Origin of the sequence: Pseudoalteromonas sp. P80D2, assembly GCF_036680945.1 — a bacterium.
Lineage (GTDB): Bacteria > Pseudomonadota > Gammaproteobacteria > Enterobacterales > Alteromonadaceae > Pseudoalteromonas > Pseudoalteromonas shioyasakiensis.
Genome location: NZ_JAZDAR010000017.1, coordinates 124488 through 148047, shown reverse-complemented (window position 1 = coordinate 148047; position 23560 = coordinate 124488). Strand labels below are relative to the sequence as shown.

The window sequence follows — 23560 nt, the reverse complement described above, 5'->3', positions numbered from 1 at the left end:
ACTCTAGCCCTTCACTCATTATTAATGAAATTGTTGTTTTCAATAACTGATATTGATTTTATCAATATTATACTGTTTTTAACGATCAGCCACGGTACTGGCAAAGGCAAGTAGCTCTCTACGCAGCCACTGATGCGGGTTTGCGTGATGTAGCAAAGGGCTCCATAACATTTTTACTTCAATAGGCACGATTTGAAATGGCACTGGACTTATTACCAAATCAGTGTGTTTTGCTAATAACATAGCTTGGCGACGGGGCAATGTGGCAATAAGTTGAGGTGATTGGCAAAGTAGGCTCGCCACCATGTAATGGCGGGTGAATACGCGAATATTGCGGGTTTGTTCTAGTTGCCATAATGCCTCATCGACCCAGCCGAGTTTTTGGCTGCCTGATTTATTTGTTACTGCCGCTTCTACGCCCCAACCAGCCCGATTCACCCAAATGTGTTCTTGTGCAAGGTAGCCTTCGAGGTTTTGCTGTTGTAAGTAAGAGTTGTCTGGGTGTGTTAAGCAGCAGTAATTGTCGCGCCACACACTTGCCTGGTGGAATGAGCGGGGCAGGCCGTTAAAGCGATTAATGGCAAGGTCGATGGTGCCTTTTTCCATATCTTGAAGGTTAACATCGCTTGGGCTCAAAATATCAAAATTAAGCCCCGGATTTTTTGCTAGCTGCTGGGTGATAAACGGCGCAATAAGGGTTGATTCAAGATAGTCGTTTGCCATGATCCGAAACGTAATATTCGCGGTGCTCGGGTCGAATACCTCACTTGGCTGAGTAATTTCCTCAGCCATTTTTAACAGTGATTCTATTTCAGGTTTAAGGCTGAGCGCTTTTGCCGTTGGCGTCATTGTGCCAGCGGCTCTCACTAATAATGGATCATCAAACAAATCTCGCAAACGCTTAAGGGCGTTACTCATTGCAGGTTGAGTCAAAGCTAGTTTATTGGCGGCTTTAGACACACTTTGTTCGTCAATGAGGACATTTAAATACACCAATAGGTTGAGGTCGACGTGCCTAATATTCATTTGATCAATCTTATTTATTATCTTTATTAATTACCTAAATTAAAGCGCGCTTGCTATTGTGTGTAAACAAGGCGACTAAAATAATCAGCATAAGCGATAAAAATAATGCCACAGCAAAGTTCACATTTGGCTGTTAAATCACACAGCGAACAGTTAAATCAGGTCGTAGCGACTAAGCTTGCCCGTGCGGTGTATGCTGGCTTTGAGGCTATGTTTGCAGAGTTTTTAAATATTACCCTAGGTGCACAAAGTCGTTTTGAACAGCGCCAGTGGCATCAAGTTCAAGGGGCTATGAAATCGCGATTGCAAGTTTACGAAGGGCAAGTCAAAAAGGTAAGCCAAGCGGTAAAAATTATTGCTTATAGCGAAGTAGACGACCCAGCGCTTTGGTTATTAGCCAAGAAAATATACGCAGAAATGGTGCAAAGCCACGAAAACCAGCCCATTGCTCATACCTTTTTTAACTCAACCTTCGGTGCAATTTGGGACTCACGAAAAATCCGCAATGTGCACTTGTTTGTACTAAAAGCGCGCTATCAACTGGGGCCAAGACCCTTTGATTCATTGGTTAGCCGCATTTCCCTGCAAAATGGCTTTGAAAGTGCGATTAGTAGCTTGATCAAGCGCCATGTATTTCGGTCACAATACGCTGATTTTAATGATGATATTGCCATGTTACAGCGCACCTTGATTGCTGGAGCGAAACAGCAGTGCCCACAAGTTTATGAGCTGCTTGCTCTCAACGATGGCTATATCGAATATGCGAATTCATTGTTTTTCAGAAATAAAGCGTGCTACATAATAGGCCGCTGTATTGCTAAAAATGGCGATAACATGCCATTTGCGATTGCGTTATTAAACAGTGAAAAAGGTCTGCACATTGATGCTGTGATGATGGGAGCTGATCAACTTAGCTTGTTGTTTGGCTTTGCGCGTACTTATTTTATGGTCGACACAGATCAACCCGCCCGATACGTTGATTACCTCAGTGATTTAATGCCTCATAAGCAACGTTTTGAGCTGTTTAATGCCATAGGCTTTATCAAACACGCGAAAACCGAGTTTTATCGTTATAAAGTTGATACCACCCGTAATAGCCCCGTTGACGATAAATACACACTTGCGCCGGGGACGCCGGGCATGGTGATGCTGGTATTTACCACCCCAGGCTCAGATTATGTGTACAAGGTAATAAAAGATAAATTTAGTGCACCAAAAACAGCCACCAAACAACAAGTAATGGCCAAGTACGACTTTGTTAAACAAGCCGACCGAGTAGGACGGCTAGTTGATACCCACGAATTTCGTTATTTAGCGTTTGATTTAAGCCGATTTAGTGATGAGCTTATACAAATAATGCAGCAGCAAATTGGCGATAGCTTAGTGATCTCGGGGAATGCACTTATTTTGCGCCATGTTTATGTAGAGCGCAAAATGACGCCGCTTAATTTGTATATCAACGACTGTGATGAGCGAAAACTGCAGCAAGTAATGGTTGATTACGGTAAAGCGATAAAAGAGCTTGCGGGGGCTAATATTTTCCCCGGTGATATGCTGATGAAAAACTTTGGTGTAACCCGTTGGGGAAGAGTGGTGTTCTACGACTACGATGAAATTTGCCCGATGACAGAGTGTCAATTTAGAGAACTGCCAAAAACCGATGACTCATTAGATGAGCTAAGCAGCGAAAGCTACTTTGATATTGCCGAAAACGACGTATTTCCGAGCCAGTTTAGAGTATTTTTTAGCGCTAATAAGCGAGCGTTTGATCACTTCAATGCTGCACATCAAGATATTTTCACTGCCACGATGTGGCAGCAATTACAAACTGCGATAAACGATGGGCAATTGCTTGATGTTTATCCTTATAAGCAGTCTTGGCGCTTTTCGTCGATGAGAGATCAAATGAAAAAATCTCAACCTATAACTGTTTAATAGGAACATAGTGTTAGCGTATGCTATTGAAAAAATTGCTAAGGAACGCACTATGAAAAACACACTGTTATTATCGAGTTTATTTATTTCGTCTATGGTAAGCGCCAATCCGTTATTAGGTAGCTGGCAATTTGTTGAAGGCAAATATGCAACCAATGACGGCTATGTGACGGCAAAAGCGCCAGAAATTACCTCTGTTAAACTGATTACACCCAGTCATTTTAGCTATATCACCCAAAAGCAAGGCAACTTTCATTATGCTGGTGGCGGCAAATATGTTATGCAAGATCAGCAATTTATCGAAACTTTTTCCTATGGTAATGTACCTTCACTACTTGGTAAGACCATGTCATTTGATTACAAAATAGAAGGTGACTTGTGGCACCACACTTTGTATGAAAATGGCAAATTAGTCGAAGCTGAGATCTGGCAACGAATTAAATAGAAGGTGATATGCGTTATATTAAGCACGAAGACTCACAGTTACATTTTGCGCAAACAGATAAACCAGCCCTAAAAGATAACGAAGTTCTTATTGCTGTTGCAGCAATCGGCGTTAATCGGGCAGATTGTTTACAGCGACAAGGTAAATACCCTGCGCCCAAAGGTGACAGTGAAATATTAGGTTTAGAATGCGCCGGTACCATTGTTGAGAAAGGTAGTGCAGTATCCGGTGACTGGCTTAATAAACGTGTTTTTACCTTGTGCTCGGGCGGTGCTTACAGCGAGTATGTTGCCGTTGATGCTGCGCAAGTGATGCCGTTACCAGATGAAATGACAATGGCAGAGGGCGCTGCTATCAGTGAAGTATACTTAACGGCTTTCTCTGCCTTATTTCAATTTGGTCAGCTCAAAGCGGGGCAAACGGCACTGATCCATGCGGGAGCTAGTGGTGTCGGAGGGGCGGCAATTCAAATGGCAAAACGCGCGGGTGCTCAAGTAGTGATAACCGCAGGCAGCGATGAAAAGTGTGAGCATGCCAAACAGCTTGGTGCAGACCACACCATTAATTATAAAACCACCGACTTTGTAGAGTATTTCAAAGCCAATAATTTACAGGCTAATACCATTGTTGATCCTGTCTCAGGAAGCTATTTAAATAAAAATGCTGCCGTTGCAGCAATGGATTGCCAAATTGTAATGTTAGCGTTTTTAGATGCGCGCTTTGCTGAGGTTGACTTTGCAAGGTTGCTTAGTAAGCGCATATCATTTCATGCATCAACCTTGCGTAACCGTTCAATTGAGTTTAAACGTGATTTAAAAGAGCAGTTTATTTCGCGCTTTTATGATGACTTGGCCAACGGGCTGTTCGATTGCAATATCTATAAAACCTTAAATTGGCAAGAAGCGAATGAGGCGCACCGTATTTTAGATAACAACGAAAATTCGGGAAAAGTGGTGATGTTAGTTGAATAACATCAATTTGCCCATATTATTGGTTTTATTAGTAGTTAAAAGTAAAGGTTAATATGAACCCTATTATTGCAATGCTCAAAGAGCACAATGTAAGTGACGAGAAAGTGCGTGAGCTGTTTCAAGCGTTTATGGAAAACCCAATGATGGCAATGGGTCTGGTCCAACAGTTAGGTATCCCACCAGAAAAGCTTCAACAATTGATGGCATTAGTGATGACGCAGCCACACCTTATTAAAGAAGCGGCTGAATCAGTTGGCATCAGTGATGATGAAGTTGAACAAGCCAAAGCGCAGTTCAAAAATCAGCAGTCATAAAATTTAATGATTCGAATTGAAAAAAGGTTAGCTATTTGGCTAACCTTTTTTGTTGGTATTATTGATACGAAAACACGTCGTCTAGTTTCTTATCAAACAACTGTGCAATCTTAAAAGCCACCTCAAGAGAGGGGGAATATTTACCTTTTTCAATCGCTACTATAGTTTGCCTTGAAACACCAACAGCCTCTGCTAATGCTTGCTGAGTCATTTCATTGTGATGAAATCGAAGTTCTCGAATGGTATTACTGAGCTGTTTTGTCATTTAGCTGTCTCTTCGATATAAATACGCTTTGCTAGCAATAGTAATAATTTCACTCACTAAAAAACCAATAATAAGAAAGTGCATAATATTATATAGATCAGAGACCTCAGGTAACAGCATACGTCCAGACACACGCTCAATTTGCGTTGTTAAAAATACACACATTAAGATAATTGCAGAGCAAAACCAATGACCAAGTTTGGTGCTTTTTAGCTCGATGAGCTTATCGCGCTCATCATCTCCTAAGTCTGCTTCTTTGTGTTTAATACCCGCAAGCACAGATTGCATAATGATCTCTAAGATCACCGCTACTACAACAACCTTATACAAATAAGATACCATGGTCTCTTGGCTAAGAGCCCCCGCGGCTTGTAGTGAATTAATACCTAACAGGTAATAGCTTAAAAGGCCTATGGTTACCACCAAGGTGCCCCAAATTGTCATTTCTTTGTAGCTCATTTTATATCATCCAATGTAAAAAATATTTGACTTGGTGTTAAGTAAACTACTCATTGCTTACTGTGTCAAATATTTTTAACATCATGTATGGTTTTTTTATCATTGACGTATTTCGTTACATTTAGTTAAGAACTAATTTGTATCGCAGTGGCTCTTATGAAAACAAACAACAAATAAGGAACGAATATGAACTGGCTTTTGAAGGTATGGAAAAATAACCGCTCTTTGATTTTATTCATCTGTTTGATGAGTGTTTTTAGAAGTGCGGTGGCTGATTGGTATGAAGTGCCAACAGGTTCAATGAACCCGACCATCGTTGAAGGGGATCGAATTTTAACGGATAAAATGGCTTATGATCTGCGTGTGCCATTTAGTCATATTTCGCTAATGCGCACAGATGAGCCAAAAGCCGGTGATATCATTGTATTTGATTCTAAGGCTGCAAATAATCGCTTAATAAAGCGTGTTATTGGCGTGCCGGGCGATACAGTGACATTAGTAGATAATAAATTGATCATTAACGGTAAAGCACTTGATTACGCATTAACTGATGATAAGCAAGAGCAGCAAACACTGATTGAAAACCTTGCAGGTGTTCAGCACGCTATTCAGGTATCAAAAACGCCCTCGGTGATGCAGCATTTTGCACCTGTCGTTATTCCCAAAGATATGTATCTAGCGATGGGCGATAACCGTGATAATAGTGCAGACTCACGAGTGATTGGTTTAGTGCCTCGCAGTGAGTTATTAGGTAAAGCTAAAAGGGTGCTTGTGTCACTTGATTATGATGATTATTACTTACCTCGAAAAGAGCGAGTTTTACATGATTTGTACTTAGCACCCTAGATAAAAATCGTACAAAAATTGGCAATTTATAATTTTGTGTTTCAATATTAACGACATAAAAATAATAAGCCAAAAGGTAAAGTATGATAAATGATAAGTTTACTAGATTAATTCGATATTATTTGTTACTCGTCTTTTTGATTAGCCTAGTTGCATGTGGTTCGAGCTCAAAAAACGAATCTACAAAAGTTGATGACACTAACAGCTCAACACCAGATACAGGTGCTCAGCTTGTCGATAACAGTGGCAGTGCTGACTATCATATTATTATTTATGGCAATAGCCATAGCGCTAGATTAGGGGATTTGCTTGAACAGCTTATTTCCAGTGAGTTAACCAACGCTCAAGTTTCAACTCTTACCGTCAGTGGTCGCTTTTTAGATGAAATAGTGAACACATCGGGCAATGTTGAAAAGCTACAGCAAGCCAATTGGAGCCATGCTATTTTTCAAGGTCAAAAGTATTCTCAGTCTGGCTCTGTTAATTATTCTACAAGTGAGGCTGAGCGATTAATTGCCAGTGCAAAAGAGCTGGAAATTACACCTATTTTGTTTCCAGAGCATCCACAGCAAGGTGACAGCAAAGAAGGGGAGCTTGTCTATCAATTGCATTTGTCGATTAGCGAAAAAGATGCAAGCTGTGTAGCACCAATCGGCTTAGTTTGGGACAAAGCAATCGCCGCATTACCGGAGCTTAATTTTTACAGTGCAGATGGAAATCATGCTTCAGATGCAGGGCACTTACTGACCGCGATGACTTTTTATGAAGTTATAACAGGTGAGCTTGCAGATACCCTAGCTTACAATGCTGCTTTTGCGATTACCGAACAACAACACCAGCAGTTTGGGCAAATAATTACTCAAGTACTGACTGAATATCCTGCATGCCCCAGCTCTTAAGCTAACAACATTAATCTAAAGCATTCATTAAATACAAAAAAACCGTTGTGTCTGAAACACAACGGTTCTTTATATTAACTAGCAATTGTGTAATTACATTACACGCATGCCAGGCTCTGAGCCTTCATCTGGATTAAGAATATAAATTTCTTTACCGCCAGGGCCTGCAGCTAATACCATGCCTTCAGACATACCGAAACGCATCTTACGAGGCTTAAGGTTCGCTACCATTACCGTTAGCTTGCCTTCAATGTCTTCTGGTGCATACGCCGATTTAATGCCTGCGAATACTTGGCGTGTTTCGCCACCTAAATCTAAAGTTAGTTTTAATAACTTATCTGCGCCTTCAACGTGTTCTGCTTTAGCAATTTTTGCTACACGTAAATCAACTTTCGCAAAATCATCAAATTCGATTTCTGGGCTGATTGGCTCTTTTGCTAGTGGGCTGTTTGGATCAATCTTGTCTTTTTCAGCAACTAGGCTTTCTTTTGATTCTTCAATCATTTTATTTACTTTATCCATTTCAACACGCTGCATTAGCGGTTTGAACTTATTAATTGCGTGACCAACAAGCGCAGTTTGCGCGCCTTGCCATGTTAAATCGTCGTTTAAGAAAGCTTCAACGTTTGCAGCCATACCTGGAAGAACAGGTTTTAAGTAGGTGATAAGTACACGGAACATATTTAAGCCAAGTGAACAAACATCGTGTGTTTCTTGTTGTTTTGTTTCGTCTTTAATCAATACCCAAGGCGCTTTAGCGTCGATAAATTGGTTTGCTTTATCAGCAAGAGCCATGATTTCACGAATTGCACGGCTGTAATCACGGTTTTCATAGTGGTTTGCGATGCTTGCAGCAGCTGCTTGGAACTCACCTAATAGCGCTTCGTCCATTACGGTGTCGCTAAGCTTGCCGTCAAACTTCTTGGTGATGAAGCTTGCACAACGACTTGCGATATTAACCACTTTACCTACTAAGTCTGAGTTTACACGTAGTGCAAAGTCTTCAAGGTTTAAATCAAGGTCAGTGATGCCGTTGTTTAGTTTTGCTGCGTAGTAATAACGAAGATATTCAGGATCTAGGTTATCAAGGTAAGTACGTGCCTTAACAAAAGTGCCTTTTGATTTAGACATCTTCGCGCCATTCACAGTTACAAAACCGTGGGCAAATACATTTGTTGGCTTTCTGAATTTTGCGCCATCTAACATTGCAGGCCAGAATAAGCTGTGGAAATAGATGATATCTTTACCAATGAAGTGGTAAAGCTCTGCATCTGAGTCTTCGCTCCAGAATGCATCAAAATCAATCCCTTTTTTATCACACAGGTTTTTAAAGCTTGCCATGTAGCCGATTGGTGCATCGAGCCACACGTAGAAATATTTACCCGGTGCACCAGGGATTTCAAAACCAAAGTAAGGTGCGTCACGGCTGATATCCCACTGCTGTAGGCCATCTGCAAACCATTCATCAAGCTTGTTCGCCATTTCTTGTTGAATCGTACCTGAGTGTAACCACTCTTTAAGCATGTCTTCAAAAGCAGGTAGGTCGAAGAAGTAATGCTCAGAATCTTTTAAGATTGGCTCAGCACCCGACATAACAGAGCGTGGGTTGATAAGCTCAGTTGGGCTGTAAGTTGCACCGCAAGAATCACAGCTGTCACCGTTTTGATCTTCAGACTTACACGTTGGGCAAGTACCTGTTACAAAGCGATCTGGTAAGAAGATACCTTTCTCTGGGTCGAAAAGTTGAGAAATAGTGTGCTTTTTAATGTGACCCGCTTCATTTAAACGGTTGTAGATTAACTCGCTGAAATGACGGTTTTCTTCACTGTGCGTGCTGTGATAGTTATCAAACTCAATGTTGAAATCAGCAAAGTCGCGTTGACGTTCAACACTCACGTTTTTAACCATCTCTTCTGGCGTGATCCCTTGCTTTTGCGCATTAAGCATAATTGGTGTGCCGTGAGCATCATCCGCGCAAACGTAGTAGGTTTCATGACCTTGTTGTTTTTGGAAACGCGCCCAAATATCAGTTTGGATATATTCTAGTAAATGACCTAAGTGAGTCGGGCCATTGGCATAAGGTAATGCGCTAGTAATCAGGATCTTTCGCTGTGCCATAATCATTCCGAATTGAGATTAGTTCGATGCAAATATGCTCGAATATCATTATTTAATTCATTGTGAGTTGCTTATATACAACCTAAAGCAATGATATTATCTAATTGTCTGGTTTTAATGCCATGAATGTTACATAATTCCGCAGCACTTTTCATCAAAGAAACGCTAATTTATTGCTATGTTTGGACTGTCAAAACTATTCTCAAGTAAATCGGCTGAAAAAGCACCTATCATTGCTGCCTTAGCCGCCTACCGTAGTAGCGCATTTGCCATTGGCATTGAGCAAGACTGGCTCGAAGAGCTTAATCAAAACAGCGATAAAAGCTGGCAGGTAAAACTTAGCCTACCTTTTGCTGGCTGTGGCGAAATTAACGAGATTGAAAAATTTGTCGCTGATAAACTATCAGTGCCTGTGTCAATTAGCGCTAAAGTGAAATTACCTAGCACATATAGTTTTAAGCAAATTAAACATATTGTGCTCGTTGCTTCAGGTAAGGGCGGCGTAGGAAAGTCAACTACGGCGGTGAATCTTGCCTCGGCTTTAGAGCAAGAGGGTGCCAAAGTGGGTATTCTTGATGCTGATATTTATGGCCCTTCTATTCCGCTGCTTCTTGGCCTACAAGGTGCTGAGCCGAAAACAGCAGATAATAAAAACTTACTTCCTTTTGAAGCGCACAACCTCAAGGCGCAGTCGATCGGCTTTTTAGTACCTAGCGATGATGCAACCGTTTGGCGCGGACCGATGGCATCGGGAGCACTTAATCAATTAATGAACGAAACCGCCTGGGGGGAGCTTGATTACCTAATTGTTGATATGCCTCCAGGCACCGGTGACATTCAATTAACCATGAGCCAAAAAGTACCAGCAAGTGGCGCTGTGATCATTACCACGCCTCAAGATTTGGCCTTAGCCGATGCACATAAGGGCATTGCTATGTTCAATAAAGTGAACGTGCCTGTGCTTGGTTTAATTGAAAACATGAGTTATTTCTTGTGTGGACATTGTGGTGAGCCCAATCATGTATTTGGTAAAGATGGCGCTGTGACATTAGCGCATCGTCATGGCGTGCCTGTGCTTGCTAATATTCCGCTGGCTATTGAAATTCGCGAAAGCTCAGAGCAGGGCAATTTAATAGCCAAAGACAACGCGGCTAAAATAAGTGAAACCTACAAAACCGCTGCCCGTGTGCTTGCTAGTAGCTTGTATTATCAACAGGCGCAGTCAAGTTCTGTAGAAATCATCATTACCGAAGACTGATCGCAGCAAATATTTTTACAGCGAGACTTTTTCAATTAATAAAGTTGTTATTAGTGAATTTGTCTTGCTGTGAGGGTACTTCCTCATTTTTTGTTCACGTATTGCCTTGTTAATCACTTAGACTAAAAACAATTTCGCAGTAAATGTTAATATTTTATTGACGTTTTAGTAACCGTGTCATACTCTAATGAAAGCGCTTACATTAAAAGGGCTTTTTATTTGACCTCCAATGTAAGCGCTTACAATTGACTGATTAAAACTATACTCTATATATATCAGTTGAGTACTAACAAACACATAATGTTAGGGTTCAATGCAATGAACAAATTCAAAACACACTTAACACAACTAGCAATGGCGCTTTCTGTAGCGACTTTAGCTGGCTGCGGTGGCTCTGCCACAGATACAAAAATAGACACTGTCGATCCAACTGAACCAGTTTCAGATTGGGTGATGGTTTGGGAAGATAACTTTGACGGCGATGCCATTGATGACAACAAATGGAATTTCGAAATAGACTGTGCGGGTGGCGGTAATAACGAAAAACAATGTTATACCGACAGTGAAGAAAACGCTTTCGTTGCAGACGGTATTCTTAATATTGTTGCATTACCTGCAGAAGAGGGTGCAGCAAAACCATATACATCTGCACGTATCAATACTCGCTATAAAGCTGATTTTAAATATGGTCGCTTTGAAGTACGCGCAAAGCTACCTAGTGGGCAAGGCTCTTGGCCTGCGTTTTGGATGATGCCAACCGACGAAGTATACGGTGAATGGCCTCGTTCTGGTGAAATCGACATTGTTGAGTCGGTGAACCTAAAAGTCGAAAATGATGATGGTCTAGAGTCAAATATCTACGGCACATTACATTATGGTCAAGCATGGCCAAATAATGATAGTAGTGGCAAAGCCTATACCTTCGCGCAAGATTCTAATCCTGCTGATGATTTCCATACTTATGCTATTGAATGGCAAGAGGGTGAAATTCGTTGGTACGTAGATGACTATTTATATGCAACACAGCGCCAATCAGAATTACTATATAACGCTGACGGTGAGGCACTGGCTCTTAAACATAAGGGTTGGTACACAGAGTACTTTGATCAAACAACTGGTGAGTTAACAACTTTCTGGGATGCAGCGCCATATAACCAAGAGTTTTATTTAATCTTAAACTTTGCTGTTGGCGGTGATTGGCCTGAAAATGTTAATGCCCTTGGTGTTGATGCAACTGCATTCGAAAATGGTCAAACTTTTGAAGTTGACTATGTACGTGTTTATGAATGTGCTCAAGACCCAGACACAGGTAAAGGCTGTGAAACAGTTCGCCCAGGTTATGACAATTTAGAAGATGCACTTGTGCAAGGCGCAGCTCCTGCTCCAACACCACCAAGTGATGGCACTGTAACACCGCTTACTATCTTTGATAGCAGCTTTAACCCTAACTGGCCTGCATGGGACTGTTGTGGTGGCACAACGCCAGGGTTAGTTGAAGATGCAGACCGTGGTAATGTAGTTGAATTTAGTGTGGGTGCAGAGCCTACAGTAAATGGCTTTATTAGCCGTGATGCCTTTATTACCGATGAAAACGGTGAAGCGTCACCTTATGATGCAAGTGCAATGTTAGAAGACGGCTATGTAACTTTTGATATGCAAGTGACTTCGCTGCCCGCTACACCAGATGCACCTTGGTTATTTAAAATCGAAAGTGATGAAGGCGCGACAGCCGTTGAGCTCAACCTAAGTGATAGTACTGAAGGTGTTAGCCCAGTTGCTGGTGAATGGCAAACATATACCTTCCCACTGCAAACATTAGCTGACGCAGGTTTAAATGTATCGCTAATTGATGTAATCATGATTTTCCCTGCATGGGGTCAAGGTGAGGGTGCTGTTTACCGTGTTGATAATGTTGAAATTACCAATGGCGGCACAACAACATTACCTTCATTAACTTTATTCACTGATGAAACTAATCTTGATTGGCCGCTATGGGATTGTTGTGGTGGTTCAACACCTGTTGAAGTAGTCGACGACGAAGAACATGGTGTTACTGCAGAGTTCTCTATTGGTGCAACTCCTACGGTAATGGGCTTTATTAACCGTACTTCATCAGGTGGTAGTGGTACGCAGTTTGATGCATCAGCATTGGTTGATGATGGCATGCTGCAGTTTGAGATGAAGATCACCTCTTTATCATCAACACCAGATGCGCCTTGGCTATTAAAAGTTGAGTCTAATGAAGGTGCAACAGCAGTAGAAGTTAACCTTAACACAAGCTCAGAAGGTGTTGACCCTGTTGCTGGTGAATGGCAAACATACACGTTCCCAATCAGTACTTTATTAAACGCAGGTTTAGATGTAAGTGCTATTGATGTAATCATGATTTTCCCTGCATGGGGTCAAGGTGAAGGTGCAGTTTACCGTGTCGACAATGCTCGCATTTATGCACCAGAGCAAGAATCGGCAGCATCAGAGCTGACGCTGTTTGCCGAAAACGTGGCAGATCAGTGGAGCATTTGGGATTGTTGTGCTGGTAGCACGCCAACAGTCGAAACTGACGATGAAACTCATGGCTCTGTGGCAGAATTCCAAATTGGTTCTACCGCTACGGTAATGGGCTTTTTAGCTGATGATGGCGTGAGCTTTGATGCATCACACTTATTATCTGAAGGTGTGGTTCGTTTTGAAATGAAGATAGTTTCAAACGCCAGCGACCAAGATGCTCAGTGGTTATTTAAAATTGAATCAAACGATGCAGGTCAAGCTGTGGAGCTTGCGTTAAGTGCAAGCCAAGAAGGTGTCGAGCCTGTGGTTGGTGAGTGGCAAACCTATACTTATACACTTGCCGATTTACTAAGTGCAGGTCTTGATATTAGTGCAATCGACGTTGTTATGGTGTTCCCGTCATGGGGGATGGGTGAAGGTGCGGTTTACCGTATTGATAATGCAGTTATTGCAAACCCGTAATTAACATTGGCAACAAGTGATGGGTGCTGATTACAGCACCCAGTATCCATGACAACATATTGCAAAAGCAGGTATATCATGAAAAGCACAAAATTTATTAAAACACCTCTTGCAGCGTCAGTTGCGATGATTTTAACCGCAGGGCTAGGCACTATGTCTGCCTATGCACAGGATGAGCAAGAGAAAGCTGATAACGATATTGAAGTTATCGAAATTAAAGGTATTCGTGGCAGTATGATCCGCGCCATGGATATGAAACGTGATGCAACAGGTGTTGTAGATGCGATTTCAGCAGAAGAGATGGGTAAATTCCCAGATACTAACTTAGCTGAATCATTACAGCGTATTACCGGTGTATCAGTGAGCCGTTCAAACGGCGAAGGTAGCGAAATTACGGTACGTGGTTTTGGCCCTGAGTTTAACCTAGTAATGTTGAATGGCCGTCAAATGCCAGGCACGGGTTATACTCGTTCTTATGCCCTTGAGAATATTGCCGCTGATGGTGTAAGTGCACTTGAAGTTGCAAAATCAGGTCAAGCTGATGTACCAAGTGGTGGTCTAGGCGCTACCGTAAATATTATTACAACTCGCCCATTAAATAGCCCAGGCGAAAAGTTTAGCTCGTCTATTAAAGCTATTCATGACTCGTCAAATGAAAAAGGTGATGATGTAACGCCAGAGTTCTCAGCGATGTACAGCAATACCTATGCTGATGATACATTTGGTTTTGCGGCATCATTCTCTCATCAAGAACGTGATTTTCAACAGCAAAGTGCCAATATTCAAGGTTGGCAGGCCAATGTTGACCTACCAACCCTTGATGAAGGTGACTACATTGACCCACGTGCAGTAGATAGCGAAGGCAACCGTGTCGGTAATCATTTCTTCCCGAAAGACATGAACTACAGTATTGCTGATGTTGAACGTGAGCGTACTAATGGCCAAGTAACTTTGCAGTACTCGCCAATTGAAAGCTTTACTGCAACGGTTGATTACACGGCAAGTCGTGCAATCACCGGTGTTGAAACTGCAGGTTGGGGTATTTGGAATGAGTTTGGCAGTAACATCAATAGTTATGAGCTTGATGAAAATGGTACAGCACTTTATGCCGATATCAGTGGTAATGATGGTTCATTCACCGCAAGCCGTGCCACTACAGAAGTTAAAGCACGTTCAATTGGTTTAAACCTAGAATGGCAAATCAATGACCAGTGGGAAGTTGAGTTCGATTATCATGATTCGAAAAACGAAACAGATAACGGCGCAGATGATGGCTTAGGTTCTGATGGTCAAATCATTCTTGGCTCAGATCAGTTACAGAGCAAAGTATATGATTATCGCACTGGTGAAGTTCCGCATGCCTATGTTAATTGGAACAATGGCACTACTGTACTAGACCCAAGTGAAATAGATTCGAACTTCAGTCAGTTTATTTACTCTCCAGGTGAGTCTAATGTTGAGCAAGCTCAGCTTCATGCAACTTGGTTCAATGAAAGCTTTGAAATTCCACTAGTTAAAGTGAAATTCGGTGCAGCCAATACTAAGCAAACTATGGGTGGTTTTACTGCATGGAGTGGCTTACGTGGCGGCCCTGGTTTTAATCCATCATTCACCGAAATTTTCCCTGATGGTATGTTCACTTATAATGATACTGGCGACATGCTAGATCAGTTTGCAGGTGGTGGTAGTGCCCTTGAACCAAATTACTATTACACCTATAGCTTTGAAGAAGCGTTAGCTCGTCAGCTTGCTTATTTAAACGAAGATTTATTAGGCGATAATCAATATTCAATTGACCCATTCTTTGATGGTATCGACAGTGAAAGCTACGTAGAAGAAAAAACACAAAGCTTCTATGTGAATAGCTTGTGGGAATTTGAATTGTCTGATTACTTTGTTCAAATCAACGCAGGTCTTCGTTATGAAGAAACTGATGTGACCAGTACGGTTCGTCAACGTGTTGAAAGCCAAGTTAACTGGGTGAGTGCATCTGAGTGGATCATGCAGTACGAAACTGGCGGTACAGATAACTTTTACCAAGAAGAAGGTAACTACGATATCTGGTTACCAAATATCGACGTAAAAGTTGAAATTACAGACGAGCTTGTTGGTCGTGTTTCGTGGGGTAAAACCATGGCACGTGCGCCGCTGGGTAATTTGGCTGGTGGCCGAAGCTTGACGGGTAGCCCGAAACCAGGTTCGCGTACAGGTAGCCAAGGCAATACTAATCTGTTGCCATTTGAATCAACTAACCTCGATTTATCACTTGAGTACTACTACGGTGAAGGTAGCTACGCGTCGGTTGGTTACTTCAAAAAAGACGTAGATAACTTTATTCAAACGCAAATCACTGAAACAACCATTGAAGGTTTATACGATATCTTAAATGGTCCTCGTTACCTTGAAGCTGTTGCATCTGTAGAAGCACGTGGCGAGCAGGCAACGAGTGACGCTGTGTTCAATGAAATGCTGGCATTAGGTTATGGTAATGCGGATGGTGCCATTGAGCCAACGAGTGCAGATCCACTGATGGTATGGAACATTTCTCAGCCACAAAATACTGATAGCAAATCAGTTGATGGCTTTGAACTTGCTGTTCAACACTTATTTGGTGAAAGTGGCTTTGGTTTAGGGGTTAATGCTACGTTTGTTGATGGTGATGTTGAATTTGATGTAGCAAGTTTGACTCAACAAGCTCCTTTATCTGGCTTAAGTGATTCAGCTAACTTCCAAGCTTTTTACGATAAAGACGGCTTATCAGTAAAAGTAACCTACGCATGGCGTGACTCTTACTTAATTGGTGTTGGTCAAGCGCAAGGCTCGTCTGATGCTCCGCCACAGTTTGGCGATACCTACGGTCAATGGGACTTAAGTGTTAACTACGACATCAACGAAAACATGACTGTTTTCTTTGAAGGTATAAACCTTAATAACGAAACTGAGCGTGGCTACGGTCGTTACGAAGAGCAGTTCTTATTTGCTCGTCAATACGGACCTCGTTACACAATTGGTGCCCGTTATAGCTTTTAATATGTGATCCCGATGGAACAAAAGCCGCTCAATGAGCGGCTTTTTTTATTTTAATCTGATAATTAAGACGTTTTTAAAGAGGCTTCTTGCGATAAAGTAAGTAGCCCAAAAAATAGCAAAAAATAGCAATACCAGGATTAATTAATAAATTAGGCATGAACACAATATCGGTTTCACCAAAACAGTAGAAGTAAAAGGCAATAGTGAGTAATGAAGGTAGCGGGAAAAAGAAAGTTTCGTTAGCAACTAAGCCCACTACCGACCAGCTAGTTAATAGTAGTGAACCGACAAAAACGAGAAAGCCATGCCATAAATCGTGCTTTTTAGCATAGTGTTTGGCTATTAAAATTGCGACAACGCATGCTGGCAATGTTATTACGGATAAAATAACGTAATCCATAACAACTTATCCTCATTCTCCTTGTAATCGCGTAATTAAAACAAAACCCAGTACTTTAGATAAATCAGAAAACACTGATCTTATTAGCTGAGATGGCTTATCTTATTTTGTTGAGAATTATTCGCGCAACACGCTGTTGATTTGTGTAATATATGTCACACTATATCCACCCCATTTGGCTTTACTGATACACACTCGACTTTTGTTGTGTTTCAACTAGAGCTTAGCGTGTTTTTTCAGCTTAAAATCATATGTTTAAGTTGTATTAGGTAGAATAATAAATGAGATTATCAGATACCCATATTCAGCAGTTTATTGACGAAGGCCGCATTGTTATTGAGCCAACACCGAGCAAAGAAATGATTTCAGGTGTTACGGTGGACTTGCGTTTGGGCAACAAGTTTAGAGTTTTCCAAGATCATACCGCAGCCTATGTTGACTTAAGTGGTCCAAAAGACCAGCTTAACAAGGCGATGGAATCAATCATGAGTGATGAGATTGTGCTTGCTGAAGAAGAAGCATTTTTCCTCCACCCAGGTGAACTGGCACTGGCTATCACCCATGAAAAAGTTACATTACCAGCAGATATTGTTGGTTGGTTAGACGGTCGCTCATCTTTAGCACGTCTTGGTTTGATGGTTCATGTAACAGCACATCGTATTGATCCAGGCTGGTCGGGTAATATCGTGTTAGAGTTTTACAATTCAGGTAAATTGCCATTAGCTTTACGCCCAATGATGAAAATTGGTGCTATGAGCTTTGAAACCATGACAAGCCCTGCAGAAAACCCATACAACGTTCGTAAAGACGCAAAATATAAAGATCAAAATTCGGCGGTTGCAAGTCGTATCAGTGATGATAATAAATAATTAGAGTTTGTGTGGCTTTCGGGCCACATAACATTTTGTTACTGAACTTTTTACCTAATAAAAGCCTGCATAATTGGCAATTTAAGCGTATTCCTCCCATACTTTTAGCTGGTGTTTAAAGCACGGAGCTAAAATGCACTTTATTGGCAAGCAAGTCCAACGGGTTATAAAAAAATTGCTCGTATTTCTCTGTTGTGTGTTGTTACACAGCGTAAGTACTTTTGCTGCCAGTGATAGTGCGTCAGTTTGGCTGCTTGACTCCGCTGAGCCACTTGCCAAATTAAGTGAATCCTTGGAACAATCACTACAAAATGCTAAAAAGCTAAATGCACTCGAAAGTAGTTCTATTCGCCTTGCCCCGCAAACATCTCATTGGTTAATAATCGATTTATTCCAACTTCCCGACAATAGAAATTATGTTGTATATCTTGGTGAGCCTAATTTAACCTGGGCTAAATTTTACCTTTTAGATGAAAACTATCAGGCTACCAATAATCAGCGACTCGCTTCACTAGAAAGTTTATCAAATGTTCGACCGCACTGGTTGATTGAGCATAGTCAGGGGCATCGCTGGGCGTTAGTTAACTTTGAGCATGATAGGGCACTGACAATTGAAGTTGGGGTGATTTCAGCCAAGATATTTGAAACCAATTTACATCAAATAATTTTAAGCTATGGCGCTATTTTAGGCGTGCTAATTTTATGTATGTTTGTGTGTGCTATTTATTTTTTTGTATCACAGCAACCAAAATACTTGGTACTGGATGCGTACTTCGTGTTGGTTTGTATCGGATTTTTGATTGATAACGGGTTAATAAGCTATCTTGTTAATGGTTTAGATTGGGAAACAAAATGGCCTGTTAATGAGTTTGCATTATGTTTTGTAAGCTATTTTTTATATCACTTTCTAGCGATCCATACCTATACAGTTAAATTTAAAAAGGCTTGGCAAGCTATGATGGTTTGTTTACTAAGCGCAGCTGTGTTGTCATCAATATTGCCTCAGTTTAATCGTCAGTGGCTTTTTATAGTCAGCTGTTTGGGCTTTTTGTGCTTTGCTTCTATAATCTTTTATCGTTTGATTAAGCGTAAAAACAACCGTACTCACCTGCGTGTTTTTATGCTTTTAACTATTGTTATTCAGGTGCTTAGTCTATTTATTTGGAATGGCTTTGGCATTGGTTACCATGGTGTCCATAACACCATCTTACTTATCACATCACTGGCGATATGTTCCGTTCTATTGTTAAAAGATCGTCAGCAAATTTCAGCATTTAATTATTCGATGCTGCATGATGCAGATACTAAACTGCCAAATAAGCAATTTTTGCTCGCGCAGATTGTGAAAAAAGTTTCGAAAAAACAACACTTTTCAGTTTTATTATTTAAGGCTCATGTACTTTCAAATGCCCGTTCTACCTTTGGCTTTGAACAGGCCAATATTTGTATCAATGAAAGATTAAGTATCTTAAATACTCAGTTGCAGAGTATGAATGCACTAAAGCTCGAAATCCAAACCAGTAGAAGCGCTTGGCTTGCGCATGTAGATGACAGCACATTTGGTTGCCTAATAATGGGAGAGCTTGAACTAAGCCACATAGAGCAGTTTGCATGTTTGATCCATGGTGTGTTTGAAGAAGGGCTCACCCATGAAGAAATTAATTTAGTCGACAGTGTTGATATCGGCGTTGCTTATTACCCAATGCACGGTAATACCGCGAAGCAAATTTTCCAATGTGCGATACAAGCAATGTCTGAAAAGCGTTTACAAGGTGAGCGTTGGCGAATGTTTGATTCAGAAACTGCACGCCTGTCTGAGCAAAGGTTATCGATTGCTGCAGCGCTTAAAATAGCGATTGATGAAGACCAACTCAGCTTGCATTTTCAGCCACAGATTTGCTTAAAAACAGGCAAAGTTGTTGGCTGTGAAGCATTACTGCGTTGGCAGCATCCCGTATTTGGTGCAGTAAGCCCTGATGTGTTTATTCCAATTGCAGAGTCAGCCGGGGTGATCAATCAGTTAACTGAATGGGTTGTTGAAAGAGGTATTGAGTGGCAAGCAAAATTTTGCAAACTGATACCCGATCACGTTATTTCTATAAATATTTCAGCAAAAGATTTATTAAATAAAGACTTACCCGTGCTGTTAATTACTATTTTAAATGAGCAAAAAGTAGCGGCTGAATCTGTGATGTTAGAGCTTACAGAATCAGCCACTTTAGAAGAAAGTAAAAAGATTAAAGCAACACTTGATGACTACCGTTTAATCGGCTTAAAGCTTGCAATTGATGATTTTGGTACTGGCTACTCATCGCTTGCATATCTGAGCCAGCTAGGCTTTGATGAGGTGAAAATAGATAAACAATTTGTGTTAAACCTGCCATTTTCATTGAACGATCAGAGTATCTGCCGGGCAACCTGTGACATCGCCACTACTTTGGGTGCACATGTTGTTGCTGAGGGTATTGAAGATGAGCAAAGCCTAGCAATGCTGCAAAGTTATGGCTGCCAATTTGGACAAGGGTATTATTTTTCAAAACCGCTTTGTGCAGATGATTACTTAACTTGGATAAGCGAGGTGCAGAAAGTTGAAATTAGCCTTGATGCAACAGCGAACCTAACTGATTAAAGTAATTCAGCAGTGCTGAAAAGCAGCGCATTGTATGCTGCTCATCCGGGTAGATTAAGCCACTTGTCGATAACCCACTCACTAAAAAGCTATTTTTTATATCAGGGTGCATGGCAATACACTTTTCAAAACAGCGAGCCGCTAGTTCTTCAGGCATACTCATATAAAGTTGCTTTACCTGCCTATCAAAAGCGATAGATTGCTTCACGAACGCATTTGGGTTTTCACCTGAGGAGTCTAAAAATACCTGATGATAAAACTCATTTAAGCGCTGATTAAGTGGATGACTCAAATCTGGTGACTGTTCGAGCCACAGTGCTGAGCAAAATTGCATGCTCTTTCTGCCTTTGAATAAATGCTGACAAATATGATGATCAAACGCATGAAACCATTCATGGGCGAGAGCGCCTCCGCCGGCATTTTTTGCAAGTGCAAGGGTTTGGCTGTGGGCATTGTAATGAGCCTGCACACCTTTTTGCCCACCATGACCAAAGGCAAAATTAAGCTTACCCCTAAGGCCAATTGCTGTTGGGGGTAAAGCCAGTATTTGTGCAAGATCAGCTAAGGCATCGTAAATTAAATTCGCCGCTAATAGTCGCTCTTGCTTATTAACCCAATTGCCAACCACCATGGTACGAAAACCAAAGGTATCGCGAATATCGACAAAATCAACCTGATCATCAAAGCGATAATCTGGTCCTTGACGATGAAAACCCGCGCTAAGTCGTTTTGATACACGCATTATAGATAGCGTGCCTTAACATCATCTGGCATATGCTGGATTTGCTTATCGACTAGTGCTGCTAATAATTTGTATAAAGGTGTTACATCAAGGCCTTCAATTAATTTAAGGCTATGAGCAACAGCTTCTAAAGTTGACAAACTATCTGCTCGTGGTGCTTTACGGATGACATATTTGTTTTGTGGTACTTGCTTAAAACTCACGGCTTGAAATGCGTGGAGGCTAGGAGTTAATTGCAGCATTTTGTAGGCTTTTTTCCATGTACCATCTATCACGATTAAATGAGTTAAAGACTGTTTGAAAGCATCTGTAGTGGCAGTGTGTTCATCTAAACATAATGCATTATCAGCAGGGTAGAGTACCGCTGTTGTTGCTTTTGGCAATGTTGCAAGCTGTAAGAAGTCTTGTTCTGACTCACCCGCAAGGATCTGGCAATTATCTAAGCCTAAATTCAGTAAATTAGCGGTGTTTTTAGTAACTTTTTCCTCATTAGGGTGGCGTAATATAATGATTTTTAGTCTATTATTGATTATGCTTATTGAATCACATAAACAAGTTTTAACTGAAAAGCCACAATGTGAGCACAATTCTCTAGCCATACGAACTCAGGTGTAAATCAAAACTATGCCTAGTATACATGAGCTTAACTCGCAAAGCAGGTTTGCTTTTTAGCTATGAACGGCTAAAGTTGCGATTTATATAATTACGATTTTGATTAAGGGATAAAGATGACGACAATCACAATTGATGAGAGTGCACTTGAAGGGATGGAATCACTTTTAGGTGACCAATTTGCCGACACCTTGACCTTTTGTTGTAGTGAATTTCAGCGTTTAGGCTCTGAAGTACTTGCAAATCTTGGTTCAGATAATGAAGCTGCAGCACGACATGCACACAGTTTAAAATCAAATGCAGCCCAATTTGGTGCCGCGAGTTTATCATCGCTTGCGCAAGAAATTGAACTCACCCTAAACCAAGGTGATGTAGCTACTGCACAAGAAAAATCTCAAACCCTTGATGAACAAGTTTCAGGTTCTGTAGAAAAATTACAAGCTTGGTTCGCTACTCGCTAAAAACTTGAATTTATTTCAGTTATAACCGCAAAAATCCTCTGGCATGGTACCCCTTTACTAGGGTAGTCTTAAGGCTAATTAGTAGAGGTAACCATGTCACAAATCAAAAAGAGTCACAAACTAGACGGTGTCTGTTATGACATACGTGGGCCTGTGCTTGCACAAGCTCGAAAAATGGAAGACGAAGGGCAAAAAGTATTAAAGCTAAACATTGGCAACCCAGCTGCCTTTGGCTTTGATATGCCTGAAGATATGCACAAAGATATCATCCGTAACTTATATTCAGCCCAAGGCTACTGTGACTCTAAAGGCCTCTACTCAGCCCGTGTGGCTGTCTATCAACACTATCAGCAACGCGGTTTATTTAATCTTGATGTCGATAATATTTATATCGGCAATGGGGTCAGCGAACTAATTCAAATGACCACACAAGCATTACTTGATAATGACGATGAAGTGCTTATTCCTGCACCGGATTATCCGTTATGGACAGCATCAGTTAAATTAGCAGGGGGTAACCCTGTGCATTATCTATGTGATGAAGAACAAGATTGGTTCCCTGATATTGCTGATATTAAATCGAAGATCACCTCAAAGACCAAAGCATTGGTGCTTATAAACCCGAATAACCCAACAGGGGCGGTGTATAGTGATGATCTGTTGATGGAACTTATCAATATTGCTCGCGAGCACAAGTTATTGTTACTGAGCGATGAAATTTACGAGAAAATCTTGTATGACGGTGTCAGCCACAGCTCGATTGGTGCGCTGTGTGATGATGTGCCAATTATCACCTTTAATGGCCTAGCAAAAACGTACCGCGCTGCGGGATTGCGTATGGGCTGGATGGTGTTAAGCGGTCGTACTAGCATGATGGACGACTTAAGCCGTGGCCTAGATATGCTGGCATCAATGCGCTTATGTGCCAATGTGCCTGCTCAGTATGCTATTCAACAAGCTTTAGGCGGTGTGCAGTCAATCGATAACTTGATAAACCCAGGTGGTCGACTGTACGTTCAGCGTGATATTGCATGGCGTGGCTTAAATGCCATTGATGGTATTAGCTGTAAAAAGCCTAAAGGAGCACTTTACGCATTTGCGAAAGTGGATACGGCGCACTTTAACATTAAAGATGATGAGCGCATGATTTTAGATTTACTCAAAGCTGAGAAAATCTTATTAGTGCATGGTCGCGCATTTAATTGGCCTGATCCTGATCATTTCAGGTTAGTATTTTTACCAAACAAAGATGATTTAACAGAAGCCATGAGTAAGATGCAGCGATTCTTCGCTGATTATCGACAAAGCTAA

General features: G+C 41.2%; 20 protein-coding genes. 13 read left to right on the top strand and 7 right to left on the bottom strand.

Features of this window, described 5'->3' with window-relative positions:
• Positions 1 to 78: 78 nt before the first annotated feature.
• Positions 79 to 1026: a LysR family transcriptional regulator gene (locus VRK28_RS01705; protein ID WP_054561245.1), complete on the bottom strand. Its 948-nt coding sequence runs from the start codon at positions 1024 to 1026 to the stop codon at positions 79 to 81.
• Between the two features lie 105 nt (positions 1027 to 1131).
• Here VRK28_RS01705 and aceK point away from each other — a divergent pair, with 105 nt between their 5' ends.
• From aceK to VRK28_RS01685, 4 genes are read left to right on the top strand one after another with little or no spacing between them, the layout of a single operon-like run.
• Positions 1132 to 2961 (top strand): bifunctional isocitrate dehydrogenase kinase/phosphatase, encoded by a 1830-nt coding sequence (aceK, locus tag VRK28_RS01700; protein ID WP_332393169.1) that lies wholly within the window; start codon positions 1132 to 1134, stop codon positions 2959 to 2961.
• A 52-nt stretch (positions 2962 to 3013) separates the two neighbouring features.
• Complete coding sequence (locus tag VRK28_RS01695) at positions 3014 to 3406, top strand: hypothetical protein (protein ID WP_332393168.1); 393 nt, start codon at positions 3014 to 3016, stop codon at positions 3404 to 3406.
• A gap of 8 nt (positions 3407 to 3414) precedes the next feature.
• Positions 3415 to 4377 (top strand): zinc-binding dehydrogenase, encoded by a 963-nt coding sequence (locus tag VRK28_RS01690; RefSeq protein WP_332393167.1) that lies wholly within the window; start codon positions 3415 to 3417, stop codon positions 4375 to 4377.
• A 53-nt stretch (positions 4378 to 4430) separates the two neighbouring features.
• Positions 4431 to 4691 (top strand): DUF2999 family protein, encoded by a 261-nt coding sequence (locus VRK28_RS01685; RefSeq protein WP_054561248.1) that lies wholly within the window; start codon positions 4431 to 4433, stop codon positions 4689 to 4691.
• 58 nt (positions 4692 to 4749) lie between these two features.
• Here the strand turns inward: VRK28_RS01685 and VRK28_RS01680 are convergent, their stop codons facing one another.
• Together VRK28_RS01680 and VRK28_RS01675 are read right to left on the bottom strand one after the other, a co-directional pair.
• Positions 4750 to 4956 (bottom strand): helix-turn-helix transcriptional regulator, encoded by a 207-nt coding sequence (locus VRK28_RS01680; RefSeq protein ID WP_054552938.1) that lies wholly within the window; start codon positions 4954 to 4956, stop codon positions 4750 to 4752.
• On the bottom strand, positions 4957 to 5415 hold the full coding sequence (locus tag VRK28_RS01675; protein ID WP_062565141.1) for a hypothetical protein: 459 nt from the start codon (positions 5413 to 5415) through the stop codon (positions 4957 to 4959).
• Positions 5416 to 5601: 186 nt separating this feature from the next.
• On the opposite strand from VRK28_RS01675, the gene lepB reads away from it, so the two are divergent.
• Entirely contained in the window at positions 5602 to 6261 is a 660-nt protein-coding gene (gene lepB / locus VRK28_RS01670; RefSeq protein ID WP_332393166.1) for a signal peptidase I, read from the top strand.
• Positions 6262 to 6344: 83 nt separating this feature from the next.
• Positions 6345 to 7160 carry a hypothetical protein gene (locus VRK28_RS01665; protein WP_332393165.1) on the top strand — a complete coding sequence of 272 codons (816 nt, stop codon included), beginning with the start codon at positions 6345 to 6347 and terminating at the stop codon, positions 7158 to 7160.
• Positions 7161 to 7253: 93 nt separating this feature from the next.
• Here VRK28_RS01665 and metG read toward each other — a convergent pair whose 3' ends face one another.
• Positions 7254 to 9278: a methionine--tRNA ligase gene (gene metG / locus VRK28_RS01660; RefSeq protein ID WP_332393164.1), complete on the bottom strand. Its 2025-nt coding sequence runs from the start codon at positions 9276 to 9278 to the stop codon at positions 7254 to 7256.
• A 178-nt stretch (positions 9279 to 9456) separates the two neighbouring features.
• Between metG and apbC the strand changes: the two genes are divergently transcribed.
• The 3 genes from apbC to VRK28_RS01645 all read left to right on the top strand — a co-directional run bounded on the left by apbC (position 9457) and on the right by VRK28_RS01645 (position 16536).
• Entirely contained in the window at positions 9457 to 10536 is a 1080-nt protein-coding gene (gene apbC / locus VRK28_RS01655; protein ID WP_332393163.1) for an iron-sulfur cluster carrier protein ApbC, read from the top strand.
• Positions 10537 to 10854: 318 nt separating this feature from the next.
• A complete protein-coding gene (locus tag VRK28_RS01650) occupies positions 10855 to 13506 on the top strand; it encodes a family 16 glycosylhydrolase (protein WP_332393162.1) in 2652 nt (883 codons plus the stop codon).
• A gap of 78 nt (positions 13507 to 13584) precedes the next feature.
• Entirely contained in the window at positions 13585 to 16536 is a 2952-nt protein-coding gene (locus tag VRK28_RS01645; protein WP_332393161.1) for a TonB-dependent receptor, read from the top strand.
• 73 nt (positions 16537 to 16609) lie between these two features.
• Here the strand turns inward: VRK28_RS01645 and VRK28_RS01640 are convergent, their stop codons facing one another.
• On the bottom strand, positions 16610 to 16936 hold the full coding sequence (locus tag VRK28_RS01640; RefSeq protein WP_062565147.1) for a hypothetical protein: 327 nt from the start codon (positions 16934 to 16936) through the stop codon (positions 16610 to 16612).
• 281 nt (positions 16937 to 17217) lie between these two features.
• Between VRK28_RS01640 and dcd the strand changes: the two genes are divergently transcribed.
• Positions 17218 to 17805, top strand: a complete 588-nt coding sequence (gene dcd, locus VRK28_RS01635) for a dCTP deaminase (RefSeq protein WP_062565148.1) — start codon at positions 17218 to 17220, stop codon at positions 17803 to 17805.
• A gap of 292 nt (positions 17806 to 18097) precedes the next feature.
• On the top strand, positions 18098 to 20434 hold the full coding sequence (locus tag VRK28_RS01630; RefSeq protein WP_332393160.1) for an EAL domain-containing protein: 2337 nt from the start codon (positions 18098 to 18100) through the stop codon (positions 20432 to 20434).
• On the opposite strand, the gene VRK28_RS01625 is transcribed toward VRK28_RS01630, so the two are convergent.
• Together VRK28_RS01625 and VRK28_RS01620 are read right to left on the bottom strand one after the other, a co-directional pair.
• Entirely contained in the window at positions 20400 to 21176 is a 777-nt protein-coding gene (locus VRK28_RS01625; protein ID WP_332393159.1) for a CLCA_X family protein, read from the bottom strand. The two genes, VRK28_RS01630 and VRK28_RS01625, sit on opposite strands and share 35 nt — an antisense overlap.
• Positions 21176 to 21775, bottom strand: coding sequence for a tRNA-uridine aminocarboxypropyltransferase (locus VRK28_RS01620; protein WP_332393158.1), 600 nt, complete (start codon positions 21773 to 21775; stop codon positions 21176 to 21178). Before VRK28_RS01620 ends, VRK28_RS01625 begins: the two co-directional genes overlap by 1 nt.
• A 129-nt stretch (positions 21776 to 21904) precedes the next feature.
• Here VRK28_RS01620 and VRK28_RS01615 point away from each other — a divergent pair, with 129 nt between their 5' ends.
• Both VRK28_RS01615 and VRK28_RS01610 read left to right on the top strand, forming a co-directional pair.
• The gene (locus VRK28_RS01615) at positions 21905 to 22249 is read left to right on the top strand and encodes an Hpt domain-containing protein (protein WP_058584795.1); all 345 of its coding nucleotides are present in this window, start codon (positions 21905 to 21907) and stop codon (positions 22247 to 22249) included.
• Between the two features lie 93 nt (positions 22250 to 22342).
• Positions 22343 to 23560, top strand: coding sequence for a pyridoxal phosphate-dependent aminotransferase (locus tag VRK28_RS01610; protein WP_054552951.1), 1218 nt, complete (start codon positions 22343 to 22345; stop codon positions 23558 to 23560).